We start from the raw sequence: 18218 nt of genomic DNA, 5'->3' as shown, positions 1-18218 counted from the left end.
GATATTCAGCAAGACATAAATTTAGCAATAATGGACGCATTTAACGAGATAGGTGTCAGCTTTGCGTTCCCATCACGAACCGTTTACGTTGCATCTATTTCCGGTGACGAGGTGCCTGTGGCTCGTAATAAAGACGTGGCTGTGAGGAGTTCAGAGCACTCGATATAAACGCATGCTCAGCGCACACCTAGAACCATGGATATCTTCTGACAAACTATCGAGGCTCTTGAGGAGCTTCCCATCCATGGATTCTCGGGCGAACCCGCTCCCGGTGCAGGGCAATCAGTTCCATAGCGGTAAGCGGCCAGCGAACACACCTTCAGAAATCCGGAATTAAGGGCGATGGTGTCCGCCTATTTTTAAGCGGACGCGATCACCCTTATCGCCAGGATTTCCATGCGCCAACGAAGCTCCTATCCCAAACCCTTCAAGGCCCAGGTTGTGCAGGAATGCCTGAAACCCGGTGCCTCAGTTTCCAGCGTCGCCATCAGCCACGGCATCAATGCCAACGTGATTCGCAAGTGGCTGCCGATTTACCGTGATAAACCTGTCGCGCCACTTCCCGCGTTTGTACCGCTGCAACCGATGCCTAAACGGCACGCTGATGAAGCGGTGGTGATCGCACTGCCGCTGGGCGACAAATCCATCACGGTCAAATGGCCCATCACCGACCCGGACGGCTGCGCACGTTTTATCCGCAGCCTCTCGCAATGATACGCATCGACGCCATCTGGCTCGCCACTGAGCCCATGGACATGCGCGCCGGCACCGAAACTGCGTTGGCCCGCGTGGTCGCCGTGTTCGGTGCGGCGAAGCCGCACTGCGCTTATCTGTTCGCCAACCGCCGGGCCAACCGGATGAAGGTGCTGGTGCACGATGGCTTGGGCATCTGGCTTGCCGCACGGCGTTTGAACCAAGGCAAGTTTCACTGGCCTGGCACTCATCGCGGTTTGGAAGTCGGGCTCGACGCTGAACAACTTCAAGCGCTGGTGCTCGGTTTGCCATGGCAGCGAGTTGGCGTTAACGGCGCAATCACAGTGATTTAGCCTTGCTTTTCAGCTGTGGCAGGTGGATCGCGCTGGTAAAATCCACGGCATGACTTCATCTCCCAATCTCGACCAAATGACACCCGAACAACTGCGCGCAGTTGCTGTCGAAGGTCGACACCATGGGCCGAAAAATCAATCGTGACGAGACGATCATCGAGCAGCTCTCCCACGAGATTGCCATCCTCAAGCGCCACAAGTTCGCCAAGCGCAGCGAGCAGATCAGTCCGGCGCAAGGCAGCTTGCTGGATGACCTACTCAACACCGACCTTGAGGCTATCGAGGCAGAACTAAACGCGCTTCGTCCCGCCCCAACGTCGGACGAAACCCGCCAAAAGCCCAAGCGCGCGCCGCTGCCGCCGCAGTTCCCACGTACCGTCATTCGTCACGAGCCAGAGAACACCCAGTGTGTCTGCGGGTGCCAGCTTCAGCGCATCGGCGAAGACATCAGCGAGAAGCTGGATTACACGCCGGGCGTGTTTACCGTTGAGCAGCATGTACGTGGCAAGTGGGCCTGCCGCCAGTGCGAAACACTGACCCAAGCACCGGTGCCGGCTCAGGTGATCGACAAGGGCATCCCGACCGCAGGCCTGCTGGCGCATGTGATGGTGGCCAAATTCGCTGATCATCTGCCGCTGTACCGGCAAGAAAAGATCTTTGGCCGTGCAGGCCTGGCGATCCCGCGTTCAACGCTGGCTCAGTGGGTGGGCCAAACTGGTGTACAGCTACAACCGCTGGTGGATGCACTGCGCGAAACGGTGCTGGCTCAGCGAGTCGTGCATGCCGATGAAACGCCGGTGCAGATGCTTGCGCCCGGCGAGAAGAAAACGCACCGAGCTTATGTCTGGGCTTATTGCACGACGCCGTTCTCGGCACTGAAGGCTGTTGTCTACGACTTCAGCCCCAGCCGTGCTGGCGAACATGCACGGAACTTCCTTGGCACGTGGAACGGCAAGCTGGTCTGTGATGACTTCGCGGGTTACAAGGCCAGCTTCGAGCTGGGCATCACCGAAATCGGCTGCATGGCGCATGCCCGCCGTAAGTTCTTCGACCTGCATGTGGCGAACAAAAGCCAGTTGGCCGAGCAAGCGCTGCACTCAATCGGTGGGTTGTACGAAGTTGAACGGCAGGCCAAAGACATGAGTGATGAAGAACGATGGCGATTACGCCAAGAAATAGCGGTGCCCATCGCACAGAAGTTACATGAGTGGATGCTGGCTCAGCGCGACCTCGTGCCTGAGGGGGCGGCCACGGCCAAGGCTCTGGATTACAGCTTGAAACGCTGGGTAGCGCTGACGCGCTACCTAGAAGATGGTGCCGTGCCCATCGACAACAACCCGGTGGAGAACACGATCAGGCCATGGGCGCTTGGGCGCTCCAATTGGTTGTTCGCCGGGTCTCTGCGCAGTGGCAAACGAGCGGCAGCGATCATGAGTTTGATCCAGTCGGCACGCATGAACGGGCATGATCCGTACGCGTATCTCAAGGATGTACTGACGCGATTGCCGACGCAGAAAGCCAGTGAGATCGAGCATCTACTGCCGCATCAATGGATGCCTGGCTGATCTACGCAAGGCGTATTCCCCATACGCTTACCCATAGCGCGCCAATAGGTGAGGCTGATGAATAATGAGTAGCTATCTGCGCTTGTAGCAGCTCAGCGGTAGCGAGGGCATCGGTTAACGCATGATGCCCTTGATAAGCTGGAAGGTTATAGCGCATGCGGCTGTCGGCCAATCGTATGGATGTCTGTGGGCGGCGCATGAGCTTGGCAATCCACCCTTGCTTTTGCCGATGCATCCTAGCTTCCAATTGCATTGTGTCTACGACCGGAAACCTCAGCCCTTCTCCAAAGTGCCTATGCAGTGCTGCATCAAGGAACTCGCGCTCGATATTTCGATAATGGACGGCTATCACTTTACCTGCCATGGCCTCCAGAAGTGGCTCCAGCACTTCCGGAAGCGAGGGGGCATTCAATATTTCAGCATGGGTAATGTGGTGGAATGTGACTGACTTTTCACTCAGTTCTGATGATGGGTTTAGCACCCAATACGCCGCCTTGCTGCAATAGATGCGCTTTAAGGTGAACGGCACCAAACCAATGCTAACAATACTATGAATCTGTGCATTGAGCCCAGTTGTCTCTATGTCCATAGCAAGAAACTGGACGTTTTCTATCGGAGTGTGTGGTGAGACGACACCCACCTGATAAAACTTCCGCAAGTAAGAATTAGTCGACTTCTGCGCCAACTCCCGGAACACTTCTGGCCAGTTTCCCGGATAATCTGGCTCCGCCTTGACATCATTCACTTTGAGACACGACTCTTTGGCGGGTAGCGGAATTGCAGGAAATTTTGGCCGTTACTCAACACCTTAAAGGCCTCTTTGAGATTGTGCCGCTCGCTGTTAGAGAAGCGCTCAGGCTCGATATAGTTATTGGGCGTGTCTCCCTGCTCCAGCGCCTCTACCTGATGCCGGATCCTCACCATAGAGAGTAACTCAAGAGCATAGCGCAGGTGCTTCAATGCTTCGGGCGGCATGATGTTAGCGCTAGCGATTGCATCGATACGGTCAAACGAGTTCTGCGCAGTACTGCCGCAAGCGAGAGCATGGATGCGAATAAGGTCGGTGAGTGGTGCCGTACCGCGACCTTTAAGATTGATGATTCTTTTCTGTTGTCCATCTGTTTCGACGACAAAGGTACGAAAAAATCCTAGGGGCGGTGTCCGGTTCAGTGCAATCCTCGCCATGGCACTGAGAAATCCGGGGTGGGAACTGGATTTGCGAGCGCATTGAACTTTGAGTTCTTGCACTAGCGAGAGCTGGCCGAATACGCCATCCAAATCGAAAAAGATGCAGCTATTTAGCAAAGTTGTCGGGTTTGATTTTTCGATCCACTGATCAAAATAGCCCCGCCAAACCCTCAAAGGTTGGCGCCACTGATCGTTGGTCGCCATGACTCCGCCCTTACAGTAGCTGTACCCACACGCGGCGAGGCCATCGCTTACAAACGATGCGAGGCTAAGGAAATACGCATCATGCGAGGAGGGATCGAATCGATCATCCAGCACTAAGGCGTTATCTTGATCGCTGACCAGGAGTTGCTCATCCCGTGCCATGGAGCCTAGAACCATGAAGCAGTAAGGTACCGGAGGTGGGCCCAGTTTTTCTTCTGCAAGTTCCAGCAGACGCTGCGTGAAAGCTCTGCCGATACCTGAGATAGCGCTACCGATCATGTGCGCGGTCGCGCCATCCCTCACCATCCGGATGTACGTTCCACGTAGGTCTCGTAATAACGACTTTAGACCGTCGACCGACGTCTGGTTAGATATTCTGTTGACCAGGTACAGGCTACTATGGGATTCGTACCGAATAATATCTGAGAGGTTGATTACGCCAATCGGGCGCCCATGATTGAGAACGGGCAAGTGATGGATGTTGCGGCGCAGCATGACTAGCATCGCTTCAAAACCTGAGTCATCAGCATTTATGGCGACAGGATCTGTCGTCATGATGTCGCTGATGAGCGTTTTGTCGGCGTTCTTTCCGGCAGCGACGACCCGGGTGCGAAGATCTCTGTCGGTCACGATCCCCTGGGTCTCTCCTGCCTGCAGTCCCGATGGCGACATGACCACGACACAAGCAACGCGTTGCTCAGTCATCAGCCTTGCAGCCTCGCCAACAGTAGTATCTGACGTCACCCACACCAAGGAGCGTGATAGCAAGGCTCGGCATTTGAGCTGGATCAGTTCGCTCGCCCGCCCCTGCGCCTCGACTGCGGACTTGAGCCTGGAGTGCCCTTCAGCTTCAACGAAATCCGCAAAGGCGTCATGCTGTGCGCACAGATCGGCGAATACGTCGGCGGGGATGTAGTAAATCAGACTGTCTTCAAGTGCTCTCGCAGGAAAACGAACTTTGTTGCTGCGCAAGAGCCCTGCCTGGCCAAAGATATCGCCTTCGACAAGCCGGTTGTAAAGCTCGCCGCTGCGTCGATAAATCTCCACTGCGCCGCTGCGCACATAGTGCAAATCCTGGATAACGGCACCCGCTTCCAGGATGTCGCTACCGGCCTTGAAGTAACGCACATCAACTCGCCGAGCCATAGCATCTACCGACTCCCTGGGCAGTTGATCAAACGGGGAAAAACGATAGAGATGGTCGCTGATCTCCTGCATCTCGGCTTGCATGGAACCTCGGTATGCTGGAAGGAAAAAATCGCCAAAAGGCGTATGTTGAAATTTGCTGCTCGCCCCAAAAGCCTATCAGATACTTTCTATCGGATTATAAGATTAAGGCAATTCAAGCCGAGTGGGCGGCAGCGGCCTTCGCAAAATACGGCATCCATCCGCTCTTAACAGTGGGCTGTCGATTTGAGTGAAAGTTCTGTAACCATCGTGGTTAGCAGTCGAATGACTCAGCGTATCGCGCATGCCCCCCCTCCTCTGCCGCCACACACAAATGGCATGGGCCATATCTTTGGTTGTGATACTGATGCGCCGATGGTGTCCAAGCTACCGTCAGGGCAGCGCGACCAACCGGCAAATGTTGCACTCTCAGGCATTATTGCTTTCAAACTGAATGGCGGGCCTCGCCGCAGAGCGCATCCTTATCATTAACTATCGCACAAACCCCGGAGCTAACCGTTGAATGCTAGACATTATTGCGATATTTCTAAGTGTCACAGCCCTACTTGCCTACGTTAACCGACGTTACGTGGGACTTCCTTCCACCATTGGCGTCATGGGTATCGCACTTGGCATATCGCTACTGAATATGGCCGCTGATAGCCTTGGCTTCCATGCCTTGCACACGCTTGAGCAATCGCTGGTGGAATCCATAGATTTCTCCGAATTGCTTATGCAAGGCATGTTGTCGTTACTGCTATTCGCTGGGGCCTTGCACGTCGACTTGTCGCAGTTACGTATCTACAGATGGCAGGTAGCGTCCCTCGCCGCAATAGGCACAACCCTGTCGACGCTATTTATCGGTTTCGGTCTATGGGCGTTATTGTCTTTGACAGATCTCGGTATGCCGCTCGTCTACTGTCTGGTGTTCGGTGCTCTGATCTCGCCAACCGATCCTATCGCTGTGATGGGCATTTTGAAGTCTGCTGGTGCTCCCGGTAGCGTTGAACTGGTTATTTCGGGGGAATCTCTATTCAACGATGGAGTCAGCGTAGTCCTGTTTTCTCTCATTTTGGCTATGATCGCCAGCGGTGAAGGCCCATCGGTTGCGGGAGCCGCGCAGTTACTGTTGAAAGAGGCAGGCGGCGGCGCTCTTCTAGGCGCAGTCGTCGGGTACGTCATCTACCGGATGCTCAAAAGTATCGACAGCTATCAAGAGGAAGTCCTCATCACCTTGGCCGCTGTGCTCGGCGCCTATGCCCTCGCAACGCATCTACATGTTTCCGGCCCCATTGCTACGGTAGTAATGGGGCTGATTATTGGCAATCATGGCCGTTCCTATGCAATGTCTGAACAGACCAAGAAAAATCTCGACATGTTTTGGGAATTGATGGACGAAATCCTTAATGCAGTCTTATTTGTCCTGATCGGCCTAGAAGTGGTTCTGATACATTTTTCAAATGCTCTTATCGCCACTGGATTGATGGTCGTGGCTTTAACGTTGCTATCGCGATTGCTGACGGTCGGTGTTCCTATCGCTGTCTTGGGTAAACGCTTTCGGCTTCCTAAAGGTGCTTGGAGCGTAATGACCTGGGGTGGCCTACGAGGAGGAATTTCAGTGGCCCTCGCTTTATCGCTTCCGCCGAGCGAGGCACGCGATACAGTTGTTTCCCTAACCTACATAATCGTAGTGTTCTCTATTTTGATCCAAGGTATGACCATTGGGAAACTGGTCAGGAAGGTCATGCCCTGCGCGGGCAGATAGTAGTTAATACAACATTGCGATAAAAAGAAATAATACGGCGATAGCTATCTAACGGGATATCGCAGGCAGGCTTATAATGCTCGAGGAGCCGATAGCCCGTAAGAAGATGGCGAACACACCTTCCGGCCAGGATGAAAATTGCCGTCGCACAAACATGTCCAGATATGAACCGACCACCTAACACAACTTCCCGACCCAAGCACTTAGGCCAATGATGCCGCATCAATCCAAAGTGGAAACCTGAAATGCCCATACCAGGACAGTCGCATTAGTTTTGGCTAAGGTCAGTTATCCCGCCATGCGTCTCGAGGCGTGTTTGCCTGCGATAAAAGGCGTGAATAGCCCAAACAACCCCTACGAATAGCAACCCAGTTCCAAGCGCTTCCATAGGAGAGGGCCAGCGTTGGTTGATGAGCAGGCCCATCGTAGTTGCATAAATGGTTCCGCTGGCGATCAATTGCCCGCTTAGAGCCAGAGGTAGACGCCGAGTTGCGACTGACCACGCCCAGGCACCTGCAAGGGTGGCCCCTAACCCCTGAATTAACCCACAGACTATTAGCGCCTGAGTACCTGTTAACCCGCTCGGATGGCTAGCGAAGTGGGACAGTTTCAAGTACAGCCCAACTGGGATAAAGGCCAGCATTTCGACGCTGCACATGAAGATCAGCATGGCTGACCACAACATGGGGGACATGCTTGGGCGTCGAGCCAAAGCACTTTCATTTAATAGGCCAAAACCAGTCCAAAATCCGATTGCAAACAACGATGCGAGCAGCCCAAGCAGTATCGAAGCTGTCGGAAGCACTGAAGTCGCACGGCTAAAATCAAACACGCTCAGATTGACCAAACCTATGCCCAAGGCCGCCACCCCCAGCGGCCCGGCAATGGCGCGCCACGGCACGCTGGAGCTTCGCATGTTGCCGGCAATCGCGAGCACGATCGGTACCGACCCCATCATCACCGGAGGGATCACCGGCCCAGCTGCCAAGACCGCAGTGGTAATCAGAAAGAAATAACCGATGTATCCCAAGAAGCCCAGCAGTGCGGCGCAGGCCCAGTCGCTCAGTCGCAATTGCCGCACTTCGTTACGGTAAACAAATAGCACTAGCAGGCTACCTAAACCGGCAAAGGCATAGCTCACCACAGCCAGATCAAAAAGGCTGTAATCGCCGACCAGCCCCGGAAAGATGTAGAGCAGCGACCAGGAAAAAGTGGCTGCAATGGCAGCTAATAAACCTAGGGTCATACGCTCTGCCCCTGCTGACACTGCTTCCGGATCCAGCAATCAGCTATTTGCCGGGCAGTGTCGAATACCCGAACTTCCTGGCCCATTGCGCCGCTGACAAAACTGCCCTCCAGCAAGATGAACAGCCCCTCAGCAACTACGTCAGGGGCGCTTATGCCGGCGCTCATCGCCAAGGCATTAAGATTGTCGCGTATCCCTTGCTTATGCCTGCTCACTGCTAAATGTACAGGGTGGCTAAAATGGGGGAATTCAGCCGCACTGTTGACGAACAGGCACCCGCGTTCGCTGTCTTGTAAAAGAAATCGTTGATACAAATCGAAAAAAGCGAGCATGCCACTGACCGGGTCAGGATTCCCTGCCAAGGTGCGCGCTACCTCTTCACGCCAGCGTCGGTCACGCTCCTCAAGGCAAGCCACTATCAGCGCATCCTTGGAGGGAAAATGGCTGTATAGCGTCATCTTGGTAACACCCGCCATCGCGGCGATGGTCATCACACCAGTAATGTATATACCTTGTGACAGAAACAGCTTAAGCGCTGAGTCAATCAAGCGCTCACGGGTATTGTCCATTTAAGGCACTCCGGCATAGGGATGGAGCCGACTATACTGACCGGTAAGATTGGAGTGCATCCAAATACGACCTGAATCATGGCCGCTACGACACAGGCGGCAGCATGCCGACGCGGCAGTAAATCGTAGGATTTGGCCAATCAGAAAGTTCGCTACGCTAGATAAGCACAGTAAGGCTTCGCCGCACCGAACACCGCAATCACTCTGGCCAACGCGGTCTCTGTACCGGCGCGCATACCATGGACTCAGTGGCGAGCCAGAAAGCGTCAATGCGAATCATTGAGCAACCTCACGGATAAAACGCGCACAGCCATCCGGGTCGGAGGTTGGCCATTTCACCGTGATGGATTTATCGCCCCGCGATAGCGAAATGACAGCCATGTCTTCCGTGGCCCGCTTGGGCGTGGTTTTCAGAGCCACGAATGCGGGCAGTGCTGCGGGTGGTTGATTTCGGTAATCGGCAACCATTTGCGGATGACGTTGGCATTGATGCCGTGGCTGATGGCAACGCTGTAGACCGTCGCTCCAGGTTTCAGGCATTCGTTCACAAACCGTTCTGTCGCCGAATGGGAAATGATCACGTCCTCGGCGCACTTACGAAAACTCTAGTCACTTCGACCTGGAAGATTTCGATGAGTTAACGGCCTGCCTAGAACGCTAGTCATGAACCGCCGAGTAGAGGAAAATTTTACCTGCATGAACTGGGAGCAGGAGCTCGGACTCGATCAGGATCCTGCCTAAGCACTAGCGAAAAACGGCAACGCTCCTGGCTCGTTGCCCTCGCTCTTCAGCAGTACCTGCATTGGCCCAGATGCGGTCGAAAGCTATCCGATCAAAGGGATGGCGGAGCTTGTTATGACGACTACCCTTACCCTGCAAGACGGATCGGGAGGCGATACCGCTTCTCCCGCTTCGCCCAATCTCACTCAGTGACAAATGGGAGGAATTCAAAGATGGATGAGCAAAAAATTCGAGAAGCTGCATATCGGCTTTGGGAAAAAGATGGGAAGCCGCAAGGACAAGACTTGGAACACTGGTTCACTGCTGAAAAATCAGTCGGCGAAGAGGATTTTGACAGGTCAACCTCTGGCGCAACGCAAGGGAGAGAAGCTGACTCGTCTCAAGCTGACTCCAGCCGGCGCCGGAAATCGAAATAATATGTACGTTAAATCTTCAGTTGAAGCTGATACCTATCGATAGCGCGCACCGTCGAATGCGCGCTATCGCCGTGACAGAACACTTATCTCTATAGCCCTTGGGGCTTTCAATCTCCAGAAGATCGCTTCTCTATGAGGCTGATAAACGCACTTACCGATCTATCCAGGCGATATTAGGTACGCAGTTGATAACATAATATTTCAATAGTGTTGAATAAGCTGAGCTCAGCATCCTTGAGGCTTTTCGTCTCATCAGCTTCTTCGACTATGCTTTACTCTCTATGGAGGAAAGCTATGTCTCTGCCTGACGACCCGACCCCTGCACTGCTTAGCCGCCTAAACCAAAACATCACAGCCCTCAAGTGTGCAATTGAAGAGATAAGTACGTGGATCGATCAGCAAGGTTCCAGAGTCGTATCCAGCCGAATAAATACGCAGATGAGGGTGCTGGAGGATAACAATGATGCCATTGCTGAATTGTTGGTTGACCTAATAGCCAGATGGACGCCTGAGGAAGAGAAAGATCCTGAGGATTGAACATGGCCGAGCGCTGTGCTATCCGCTTCCGACTTGCGCGTCGGAATACTCCATCTACAATGACCTCAGTTGATGGATCGGCGCCCCTTTGTGAAAAAAGCAGCCCGCCTCCGTGCGGGCTTTTACGATCCTGCTCTACAGCCACATTTGCCTGATGTGTGGAGGCTCCACTCCGCCCCACACTGATCACAATTTGACCAGAAAAATAAAAAACCCGGCACTTGGCCGGGTTTTTACCTGCGCTTCTCAACTACGCAGTTCCCAACAGAGAGGGATGGAGAACTGACAAAAGAAGCGCAGGCGAGTGATATTGCCAAAAGACCTTTCTCAAAGCAATCCGCCCAAAGTGAGGTGGCGGGTCGCAATCGACGATAGCTTGACTGTATACTTCCCGCTCAGCCTGACCCCTTGAGCTACTGGAACACCAGCATGACTGTACTCCAAACGATCTTCTGGCAGCCCACGCCGCCTTAGCGCTACGCCCCCTCGCAACACCTCGCTTCCGCCAGTTTCGCTCGCGGCTGCGTTCTGCTGTATGCCGGTTCTTACACCCAAAGCGCACAGCAAAATAATCCTCACAATTTGAATTCGTATCGATGCGCTCGCTATTCGCCTGGTGTGCGTGCGGTGCATTGCCTTGGATATCCTGATGCTGCAATCACTCAAACAAACGTGGTTTTCCAACGTCCGTGGAGACGTGCTCGCGGGTCTCGTAGTCGCTCTGGCCCTGATCCCAGAAGCCATTGCATTCTCTATCATTGCCGGTGTCGATCCCAAGGTCGGTCTCTACGCTTCCTTCTGTATTTGTGCTGTCATTGCCTTCGTCGGCGGTCGCCCCGGCATGATCTCGGCAGCTACCGGCGCCATGGCGCTACTCATGGTCACTCTGGTTAAAGAGCACGGGCTTCAGTATCTGCTGGCAGCCACCTTACTCTGTGGGGTTCTCCAAATACTCGCTGGCTACATGAAGCTAGGCTCATTGATGCGCTTTGTTTCGCGGTCGGTGGTCACAGGCTTTGTGAATGCACTGGCGATTCTGATTTTCATGGCGCAGTTGCCTGAGCTCACCAATGTCACCTGGCACGTCTACGCCATGACCGCAGCGGGCCTCGGAATCATCTACCTGTTTCCGTATGTACCGAAAATCGGCAAGCTGATCCCCTCGCCCCTGGTGTGCATCCTGACGCTGACTGCCGTCGCCATTTACCTCGGTTTGGATATCCGAACCGTGGGTGACATGGGCCAACTTCCGGATACGCTGCCGATTTTCCTGTGGCCTGAAGTCCCGCTGAACTTTGAAACCCTGCGCATCATCTTCCCGTACTCAGCAGCACTGGCAGTTGTAGGCCTACTCGAGTCCATGATGACCGCAACCATTGTCGATGATCTGACCGATACCACCAGCAACAAAAACCGCGAATGTAAGGGGCAAGGCATCTCCAACATCATTGCTGGCATGCTTGGCGGTATGGCGGGCTGTGCCATGATCGGCCAGTCAATCATCAACGTAAAATCGGGTGGCCGTACCCGGCTGTCTACACTTTGTGCCGGCGTCTTTTTGCTACTACTCATCGTCTTTCTAGGTGAGTGGCTGTCCAAAATCCCTATGGCAGCACTGGTTGCCGTAATGATCATGGTGTCCATCGGCACCTTCAGCTGGGATTCCCTGCGCAATCTCAAAGAGCACCCACTGTCGACCAACATCGTCATGGTTGCGACTGTTGTGGTGGTCGTCGCAACGCATAACCTAGCCTACGGTGTACTGGTGGGCGTACTGCTGGCATCGCTGTTCTTTGCGAACAAGGTCGGACATTACCTAGATATCAAAAGCAGTCTCGAAGAGTCGGGGTCGCATCGTACTTATCGCGTTGTTGGCCAAGTGTTCTTCAGCTCAGCAGACAAATTCACCGACGTTTTTGACTTCAAGGAAGCGCTTAACAAAATCACCATCGACCTGACCCAAGCCCATTTTTGGGATATCACTGCCGTCGCAGCGCTGGACAAAGTGGTCATCAAATTCCGTCGCGAGGGTGCTGAGGTTGAGGTGCTGGGCCTGAATGAAGCCAGCGCCACTATCGTTGACCGCTTTGGCGTGCATGACAAACCTGACGCCATCGACAAGCTCATGAGCCACTAAGGAGATCAACAATGACTCACGTAATGGCATGCATTGATAACTCAAAGTTCTCACTGGCGGTCTGCGACTACGCAGCATGGGCGTCACAACAATTAGATGCGCCCCTTACTTTGCTACATGTCTTGGATGAAGAGAAATACCCGGCAGCAGCTGACCTGAGTGGAAATATTGGCCTCGGAAGTCGAGAGCATCTGCTGGAGGAACTGGCTACGTTGGATGCCCAGCGTGCCAGAATCGCTCTCGAGCAGGGACAGCATATGCTTGAAGCATCCAGGGAGCGAACTGTCATCTCAGGTGCTGGCTTTCCTGAGTTGAAGCAGCGCCACGGCCACTTAGTGGAAAGTCTGAGCGACCTTCAGGAGGATATTCGGCTATTGGTGATCGGAAGAGTGGGAGAAGACAGCACACGCAGTACGCGCACCCTTGGTAGCCAGATAGAAGCTGTCGTGCGGACAATTCGCCGGCCCATCTTGATCACAGCCAACTGCTATAAAAAGCCCGAAAAAGTGATGCTCGCATTTGACGGCAGCCCTACGGCCTACAAAACCGTCCAAATGCTCGCCGCCAGCCGGCTTTGCGAAGGTTTACCCATTCATCTTGTTATGGTCGGTGCAGACTCGGAAAGCAATCGAGAGGCGCTGGAGAAAGCACGAGGCATGCTCCTTTCTTCAGGCTTCGTAGTCCAAGCTGAAATACGACAAGGTGAGGTGGAGGCGGCCCTGCACGTTTATCAAGCAGAGCACGGAATTGATCTGCTGGTCATGGGCGCCTATGGGCACTCACGCATCCGACAGTTCCTGGTGGGTAGCACGACTACGACGATGCTTCGAACAGCCAACATGCCTGTCTTGTTGCTTCGCTAACGCAGGTTTCTAAACCACAGTATTTCTATGCTTCGAGAAATACTGTGGTTATCTCAAGCGAGATTATTTGGCTATGGCAGCACTTGCTAAAACGCTGCTGCGGCGCAGCACCAGAACACCACCAATTGCAGCCAGAATCGAACCGATCAACACTCCGACTTTGACTTCATCGATCAAAAGAGCTGATCCGACGAACGCCAGGTTGCCAATGAATAGGCTCATAGTGAAGCCAATGCCGCATAACAGTGCTACGCCGTAGAGCTGTACCCAGGTACTTCCTTCCGGCAACTTGGCCAAGCCCATGCGAATGGCCAGAGCAGCCAATAGGAAAATACCGACCTGCTTGCCCACCAACAGCCCCAGAGCGACACCCAGTGGAACCGGATCGACCAGGTTCTCCATCGAAATACCAGCCAGTGAAACACCCGCGTTGGCGAAGCCAAAAATCGGCACCACAGCGAAAGCTACCCACATGTGCAGCTTCTCTTCCAGGAAAAGCAGCGGAGATCGGGCTTCCTCTTCTGGCTTGCCCATGGGGATGCACAGCGCCACAGCGACACCGGCCAGCGTGGCATGGACACCCGATTGCAGCACGAAGAACCACAGCACACCACCGACCAGGAGATACGGGAACAATCGCCTTACGCCCAATCGATTCATTGCGATCAGAATGACCAGGGTAGCGAGCGAGGCCAGTAACATCGGCATGGAAAGGCCCGACGTATAGAAAAAGGCGATGATCACCACCGCGCCCAGATCGTCAATTATCGCTAAGGCAGCCAGAAACACTTTCAGCGAAGTCGGAACTCGCTTACCCAGTAACGACAAAACACCTAAAGCGAATGCGATGTCAGTAGCAGCCGGGATCGCCCATCCCCCCAAGGTCTCAGGATTACCCCAGTTTATTGCGATGTAGATCAGCGCTGGAACAACCATGCCGCCCAAAGCACCAAATCCAGGTAAGGCGCGCTGTCCCCAAGTGGAAAGCCCACCGGCCAGCACCTCTCGTTTGATTTCGAGACCGACCATCAGGAAGAAGATCGCCATCAGGCCATCATTCACCCAATGCTCTACAGACATGCCCATCCAAACGCTGTGTAAGGCTGCAAAATAACTCTGGGATAGAGGCGAGTTAGCAACAATCAGAGCGGCCAGGGCTGCGCCCATCAACACGAGACCGCCAGCGGATTCCGACGACAGGAAGCGAGCCAGAATCGCTGCTGCTCTAGGGGTTTCGGCTTTAGCTTGGTGCTTGGTCATCAACGTCCTTGGGATCACTTAAAAGGTAATAGATTAACATCTGGCCTACACGAGTGGCGGCGGCGGCGTTAAACAGCCTGAAACAGTTAATGTACAAGGCCATAACCGGGCATTAATGCTGTTCATTCATTACTCTGGAATGGGGGTTTTAGACCAGAACCTATTGGCATGCGAAACAATATACATGCCGCCCATCGGCTCCATACCCCGTGCCCTTTTCGAATATCCCGATCAGTCTTCCCATCGCTTGATACCATCCAGCACACTCGTATGAAGATTTAATGTCTGGAAGGTTTTTTCGTGAATGTTATCCGTCACTGGTTACGACAACCCTACGCACGCCTCACCGCTTTGATTGGATTGGTTCTGATCGTGCCTGTGTGCATGCGTGCGGCACTGGGTTGGTCGAATCCACTCGGCTACCTTTCAGATCTGGGAATTGCGAGCCTGCTCATCGTACTCCTGCATCGCCGTCCTTGGTGGTTAGCACTTCCAGTGCTGCTGGCATGGGGGGTTATGACACTGGCGACTGCCGAATTGGTCAGCGCGGTCGGTAGACTTCCAAACTCCTCAGACCTGCACTACCTGATCGACCCTCAGTTTTTGGAAAACTCTACCGGTGGTGGTCTCGCCCAGCCTTGGCTAGCCGCCACTCTGTTTCTTGGACTGATGATTTGGCTGATCACGCAGTATCTGGGACGTTCCACTGCCGCTCCAGGCTTGCCGCGAAGCGCGTGGGGAGCACCGCTACTGCTATTGATCGCCCATTGGGGCGCTCAGCACCTGTACCCCTCAGAGGAAGACCAGTGGCGCTTGTTCAACCTCCCGCATCAGTTGATGGCCGCGAGCGTTGGCGATGTTCAGGCAAGCGCAGAAGAGTGGTTGGAAGGTGATGTTGTCGATGTCCCACCGCAAATGGCGGGGCTCACTCAACTCGATTTGGACGGACAGAAATTGCTCGCGGCACCGGGGCGTGCGCGCAATGTGTTGATCATCGCGCTGGAAGGTATTCCTGGCGCTTACGTCGGCGTCAACCGCCAAGCCCTGCACAGCAGCTATCAAGAAAACCTCATGCCCAATCTCAGTCGCTGGGCAGAACGCGGCATGAACACACCGGACTATGTGCTGCACAGCCACCAAACCATTCGCGGTCTGTACGCCATGCTCTGCGGCGATTACGACAAGCTGGATAACGGCACGCCCAAAGGCGTCGAAATGTTGACCCAGAACGAACGCAACCACGCGTGCCTGCCGGCCCAGTTGCGAAAAAACGGGTTTGCCACGCACTACCTCCAGGGTGCAGGCCTGCGCTTCATGGCCAAAGACAAGATCATGCCGCACATCGGCTTCGATGCTACCCATGGCTTGGAATGGTTCACTAACAGTAACTATCTGGAGTTTCCTTGGGGCAAAGATGACAAGGCGTTCTTCGAAGGGGCGCTGGACTATGTCGGTCAGCTGAAAAAGCAGAAGAAGCCGTGGATGCTGACCCTGCTGACCGTTGGCACCCACCAGCCCTATTCGGCTCCTGAAGACTACCTGCAGCGCTATGACACCCCCAAGCAAGCCGCCGTCGGGTATCTGGATGATGCCCTTGGGCAATTCCTCAGCGGCCTGGAACGTCAGGGCATCTTGAAAGACACCCTGGTGGTAATCACCTCGGACGAGTCCCACGGCATAGATGGTGTGCGCCTGGCTTCCTCATGGGGCTTCAACCTGATGCTAGCGCCCGAGCAGGATCAGTTGCCCAGGGTGAAGTCTGGCGTCTACGGGCATGTCGATCTGAGTGCCTCGATACTCGACTACTTCGCCTTACCTGTCCCCTCAGCCTTGAGCGGTCGTTCCCTGTTTCGTGATTATGAAACGGGCCGCGAAATCATGTCATTCACCAACGACAAGCTGCGCTATCACGATGGCCAAGGCACCTTGACCGAGTGTGACTTTCAACAGCGCTGTCGGTATTACGCCAGCGCCGGCTTCATTGCCGAGCGTGCAACCTTGACAGGGCAGTATGGGGGCCTGCGTGCCCGCCAAATCGTAGCCAGAGCGACGGCGCTGGATCATTCGCTGCTCCGGACACCGTTGAACCAGCACTACCAGTTCGGCAGCCCCGCCATCATCCCGCTTCAAGCGCAGATCAAGGATGACTGGGCCGACAACCTTATCGGTGCTCAGTACCTGGAAATGCCTAAGGGCTCGCACACTCGCGTTCGCCTGACCGTGCGCTCGGTAGATCCACAACAGAACGCCTACATACTGCTCAAGGCCAAGGAGCTGGAACAGGATGTCCAACTGGGCCTGCCAGCCGAAATGGTTGTCACTGCAGACCAGCCACTGGAGATGGACTTTAGTTTTGACAATCCGCAGTCGCGTAAGGCGTTTTCGTTCCACTTGTTGGGCTATGGATTGGGTGCCGTTGAGGTGAGCGACTTCAGCGTGATTACCGAGTTACCAGAAGCACTAGAAGTGCTGGATGAGAATCCGGTCGACAGCGGTGCTCAATCAAGCTAGGTACCCCGTATGGTTGCACTCTGACGTCGAGTGCAACCAATAGGCGGACTGTAACGTAATGATTTATCGACGTATTGCAGTAACGATTTTCAAAAGTCTTAGCAGAACGAACTTACTGAAAAATAATATCAGGGTACTGACACCCTAATTCACCAGAAACTTAGATCGAGAATAGCTTCTCAATAAAATATCTTGTCACACTAGCGACTGCCAACAATTTGATTTAAGTCAATAATCATCAAGCGCTTGGTTGCATAGGTCTTTTAGTTCGTATCAGCTAGATGGCAGAGAGAATGTAAGAACGACGAACGAGTTTTCAGCATTCTGATATAGCCACGCCCGCTCATGACCACCTCAGCCCGTTTCAGTTGAGCTGTGCGCACAGGAGATAATCATTGATGAATCAGGTGGTCGACGCAGCAGCCGAGCAAACACCAATCCCCCCGCATTCCGTGGCCTGGCACTCCCTGCCTGCAGAGCAGGTGACGAACCTACTTGAGGTCAATGAGCATGTTGGGCTGGAGGCCGCCGAAGTTCAAGCCAGGCTTGCCCGCACTGGTTTCAACAGGCTACCAGAAGCAGCACGTCGACCTGCGTGGCTCAGATTCCTGCTGCAATTTCACAACATTCTGATTTACGTGCTTCTAGGATCCGCTGCGATTACCGCGATGCTGCAACATCTGTGGGATACGGTGGTGATTCTGGCGGTGGTCATTGCAAACGCAATCATTGGCTACGTCCAGGAAGGCAAAGCGGAAAAAGCCATGGACGCTATCCGGCAGATGCTGGCACCGCACGCCGCCGTGATCCGCGCAGGCCAACGCTTAAGTATTGTGGGCGAGGAGCTGGTACCGGGCGATATCGTATTGCTGGAGGCGGGAGACAAAGTCCCTGCTGATTTACGCCTGCTGCATGCGAACAGACTACAGATTCAAGAAGCCATTCTTACCGGTGAATCCGTACCAGTAGAGAAACATACCCTACCAGTGGGCCTCGAATCAGC

Annotated in this window: 15 protein-coding genes and 2 pseudogenes; 11 read left to right on the top strand and 6 right to left on the bottom strand. The window is 54.1% G+C overall.

Features of this window, described 5'->3' with window-relative positions:
- From FBY01_RS32105 to FBY01_RS31240, 4 genes and pseudogenes are all read left to right on the top strand, one after another.
- A pseudogene (locus tag FBY01_RS32105) lies at positions 1-168 on the top strand (mechanosensitive ion channel family protein); the annotation flags it as partial.
- Positions 169-396: 228 nt separating this feature from the next.
- On the top strand, positions 397-714 hold the full coding sequence (locus FBY01_RS31250; RefSeq protein ID WP_178113334.1) for a transposase: 318 nt from the start codon (positions 397-399) through the stop codon (positions 712-714).
- Complete coding sequence (gene tnpB, locus FBY01_RS32100; protein WP_178113336.1) at positions 711-1046, top strand: IS66 family insertion sequence element accessory protein TnpB; 336 nt, start codon at positions 711-713, stop codon at positions 1044-1046. The genes FBY01_RS31250 and tnpB overlap by 4 nt, the downstream gene beginning before the upstream one ends.
- A gap of 49 nt (positions 1047-1095) precedes the next feature.
- Positions 1096-2611: pseudogene (locus FBY01_RS31240) on the top strand (IS66 family transposase).
- 1 nt (position 2612) lies between these two features.
- Here FBY01_RS31240 and FBY01_RS31235 read toward each other — a convergent pair.
- A complete protein-coding gene (locus FBY01_RS31235; protein ID WP_145311060.1) occupies positions 2613-3356 on the bottom strand; it encodes a 3'-5' exonuclease in 744 nt (247 codons plus the stop codon).
- Positions 3353-5233 (bottom strand): DUF294 nucleotidyltransferase-like domain-containing protein, encoded by a 1881-nt coding sequence (locus FBY01_RS31230; protein ID WP_145311062.1) that lies wholly within the window; start codon positions 5231-5233, stop codon positions 3353-3355. Before FBY01_RS31230 ends, FBY01_RS31235 begins: the two co-directional genes overlap by 4 nt.
- 460 nt (positions 5234-5693) lie before the next feature.
- On the opposite strand from FBY01_RS31230, the gene FBY01_RS31225 reads away from it, so the two are divergent.
- Complete coding sequence (locus FBY01_RS31225) at positions 5694-6935, top strand: sodium:proton antiporter (RefSeq protein ID WP_145311064.1); 1242 nt, start codon at positions 5694-5696, stop codon at positions 6933-6935.
- Between the two features lie 268 nt (positions 6936-7203).
- Here FBY01_RS31225 and FBY01_RS31220 read toward each other — a convergent pair whose 3' ends face one another.
- From FBY01_RS31220 to FBY01_RS31205, 3 genes are all read right to left on the bottom strand, one after another.
- Positions 7204-8181 (bottom strand): DMT family transporter, encoded by a 978-nt coding sequence (locus FBY01_RS31220; protein ID WP_145311066.1) that lies wholly within the window; start codon positions 8179-8181, stop codon positions 7204-7206.
- Positions 8178-8750: a TetR/AcrR family transcriptional regulator gene (locus FBY01_RS31215; RefSeq protein ID WP_145311068.1), complete on the bottom strand. Its 573-nt coding sequence runs from the start codon at positions 8748-8750 to the stop codon at positions 8178-8180. The genes FBY01_RS31220 and FBY01_RS31215 overlap by 4 nt, the downstream gene beginning before the upstream one ends.
- Positions 8751-9160: 410 nt before the next feature.
- Positions 9161-9298, bottom strand: a complete 138-nt coding sequence (locus tag FBY01_RS31205; RefSeq protein ID WP_178113338.1) for a hypothetical protein — start codon at positions 9296-9298, stop codon at positions 9161-9163.
- Positions 9299-9703: 405 nt separating this feature from the next.
- Here FBY01_RS31205 and FBY01_RS31200 point away from each other — a divergent pair, with 405 nt between their 5' ends.
- The 4 genes from FBY01_RS31200 to FBY01_RS31180 all read left to right on the top strand — a co-directional run bounded on the left by FBY01_RS31200 (position 9704) and on the right by FBY01_RS31180 (position 13444).
- Complete coding sequence (locus tag FBY01_RS31200) at positions 9704-9907, top strand: DUF2934 domain-containing protein (RefSeq protein ID WP_145311073.1); 204 nt, start codon at positions 9704-9706, stop codon at positions 9905-9907.
- A gap of 294 nt (positions 9908-10201) precedes the next feature.
- Positions 10202-10444 carry a hypothetical protein gene (locus FBY01_RS31195; protein ID WP_145311075.1) on the top strand — a complete coding sequence of 81 codons (243 nt, stop codon included), beginning with the start codon at positions 10202-10204 and terminating at the stop codon, positions 10442-10444.
- A gap of 649 nt (positions 10445-11093) precedes the next feature.
- A complete protein-coding gene (locus FBY01_RS31185) occupies positions 11094-12581 on the top strand; it encodes a SulP family inorganic anion transporter (RefSeq protein ID WP_145311088.1) in 1488 nt (495 codons plus the stop codon).
- An 11-nt stretch (positions 12582-12592) separates the two neighbouring features.
- Entirely contained in the window at positions 12593-13444 is an 852-nt protein-coding gene (locus FBY01_RS31180) for a universal stress protein (RefSeq protein ID WP_145311077.1), read from the top strand.
- A gap of 63 nt (positions 13445-13507) precedes the next feature.
- On the opposite strand, the gene nhaA is transcribed toward FBY01_RS31180, so the two are convergent.
- Positions 13508-14704: a Na+/H+ antiporter NhaA gene (gene nhaA, locus FBY01_RS31175; RefSeq protein ID WP_145311079.1), complete on the bottom strand. Its 1197-nt coding sequence runs from the start codon at positions 14702-14704 to the stop codon at positions 13508-13510.
- A gap of 300 nt (positions 14705-15004) precedes the next feature.
- Here nhaA and FBY01_RS31170 point away from each other — a divergent pair, with 300 nt between their 5' ends.
- Positions 15005-17215, top strand: a complete 2211-nt coding sequence (locus tag FBY01_RS31170; RefSeq protein ID WP_145311082.1) for an LTA synthase family protein — start codon at positions 15005-15007, stop codon at positions 17213-17215.
- 398 nt (positions 17216-17613) lie between these two features.
- A partial coding sequence (locus tag FBY01_RS31165) for an HAD-IC family P-type ATPase (protein ID WP_145311084.1) occupies positions 17614-18218 on the top strand: 605 nt, incomplete at its 3' end.

This window comes from Pseudomonas sp. SJZ077, assembly GCF_007993905.1.
In the GTDB taxonomy this organism is placed as follows: domain Bacteria; phylum Pseudomonadota; class Gammaproteobacteria; order Pseudomonadales; family Pseudomonadaceae; genus Aquipseudomonas; species Aquipseudomonas mandelii.
Note: the sequence above shows the minus strand (reverse complement) of the source record. Positions and strands in the feature narration are given on the sequence as shown.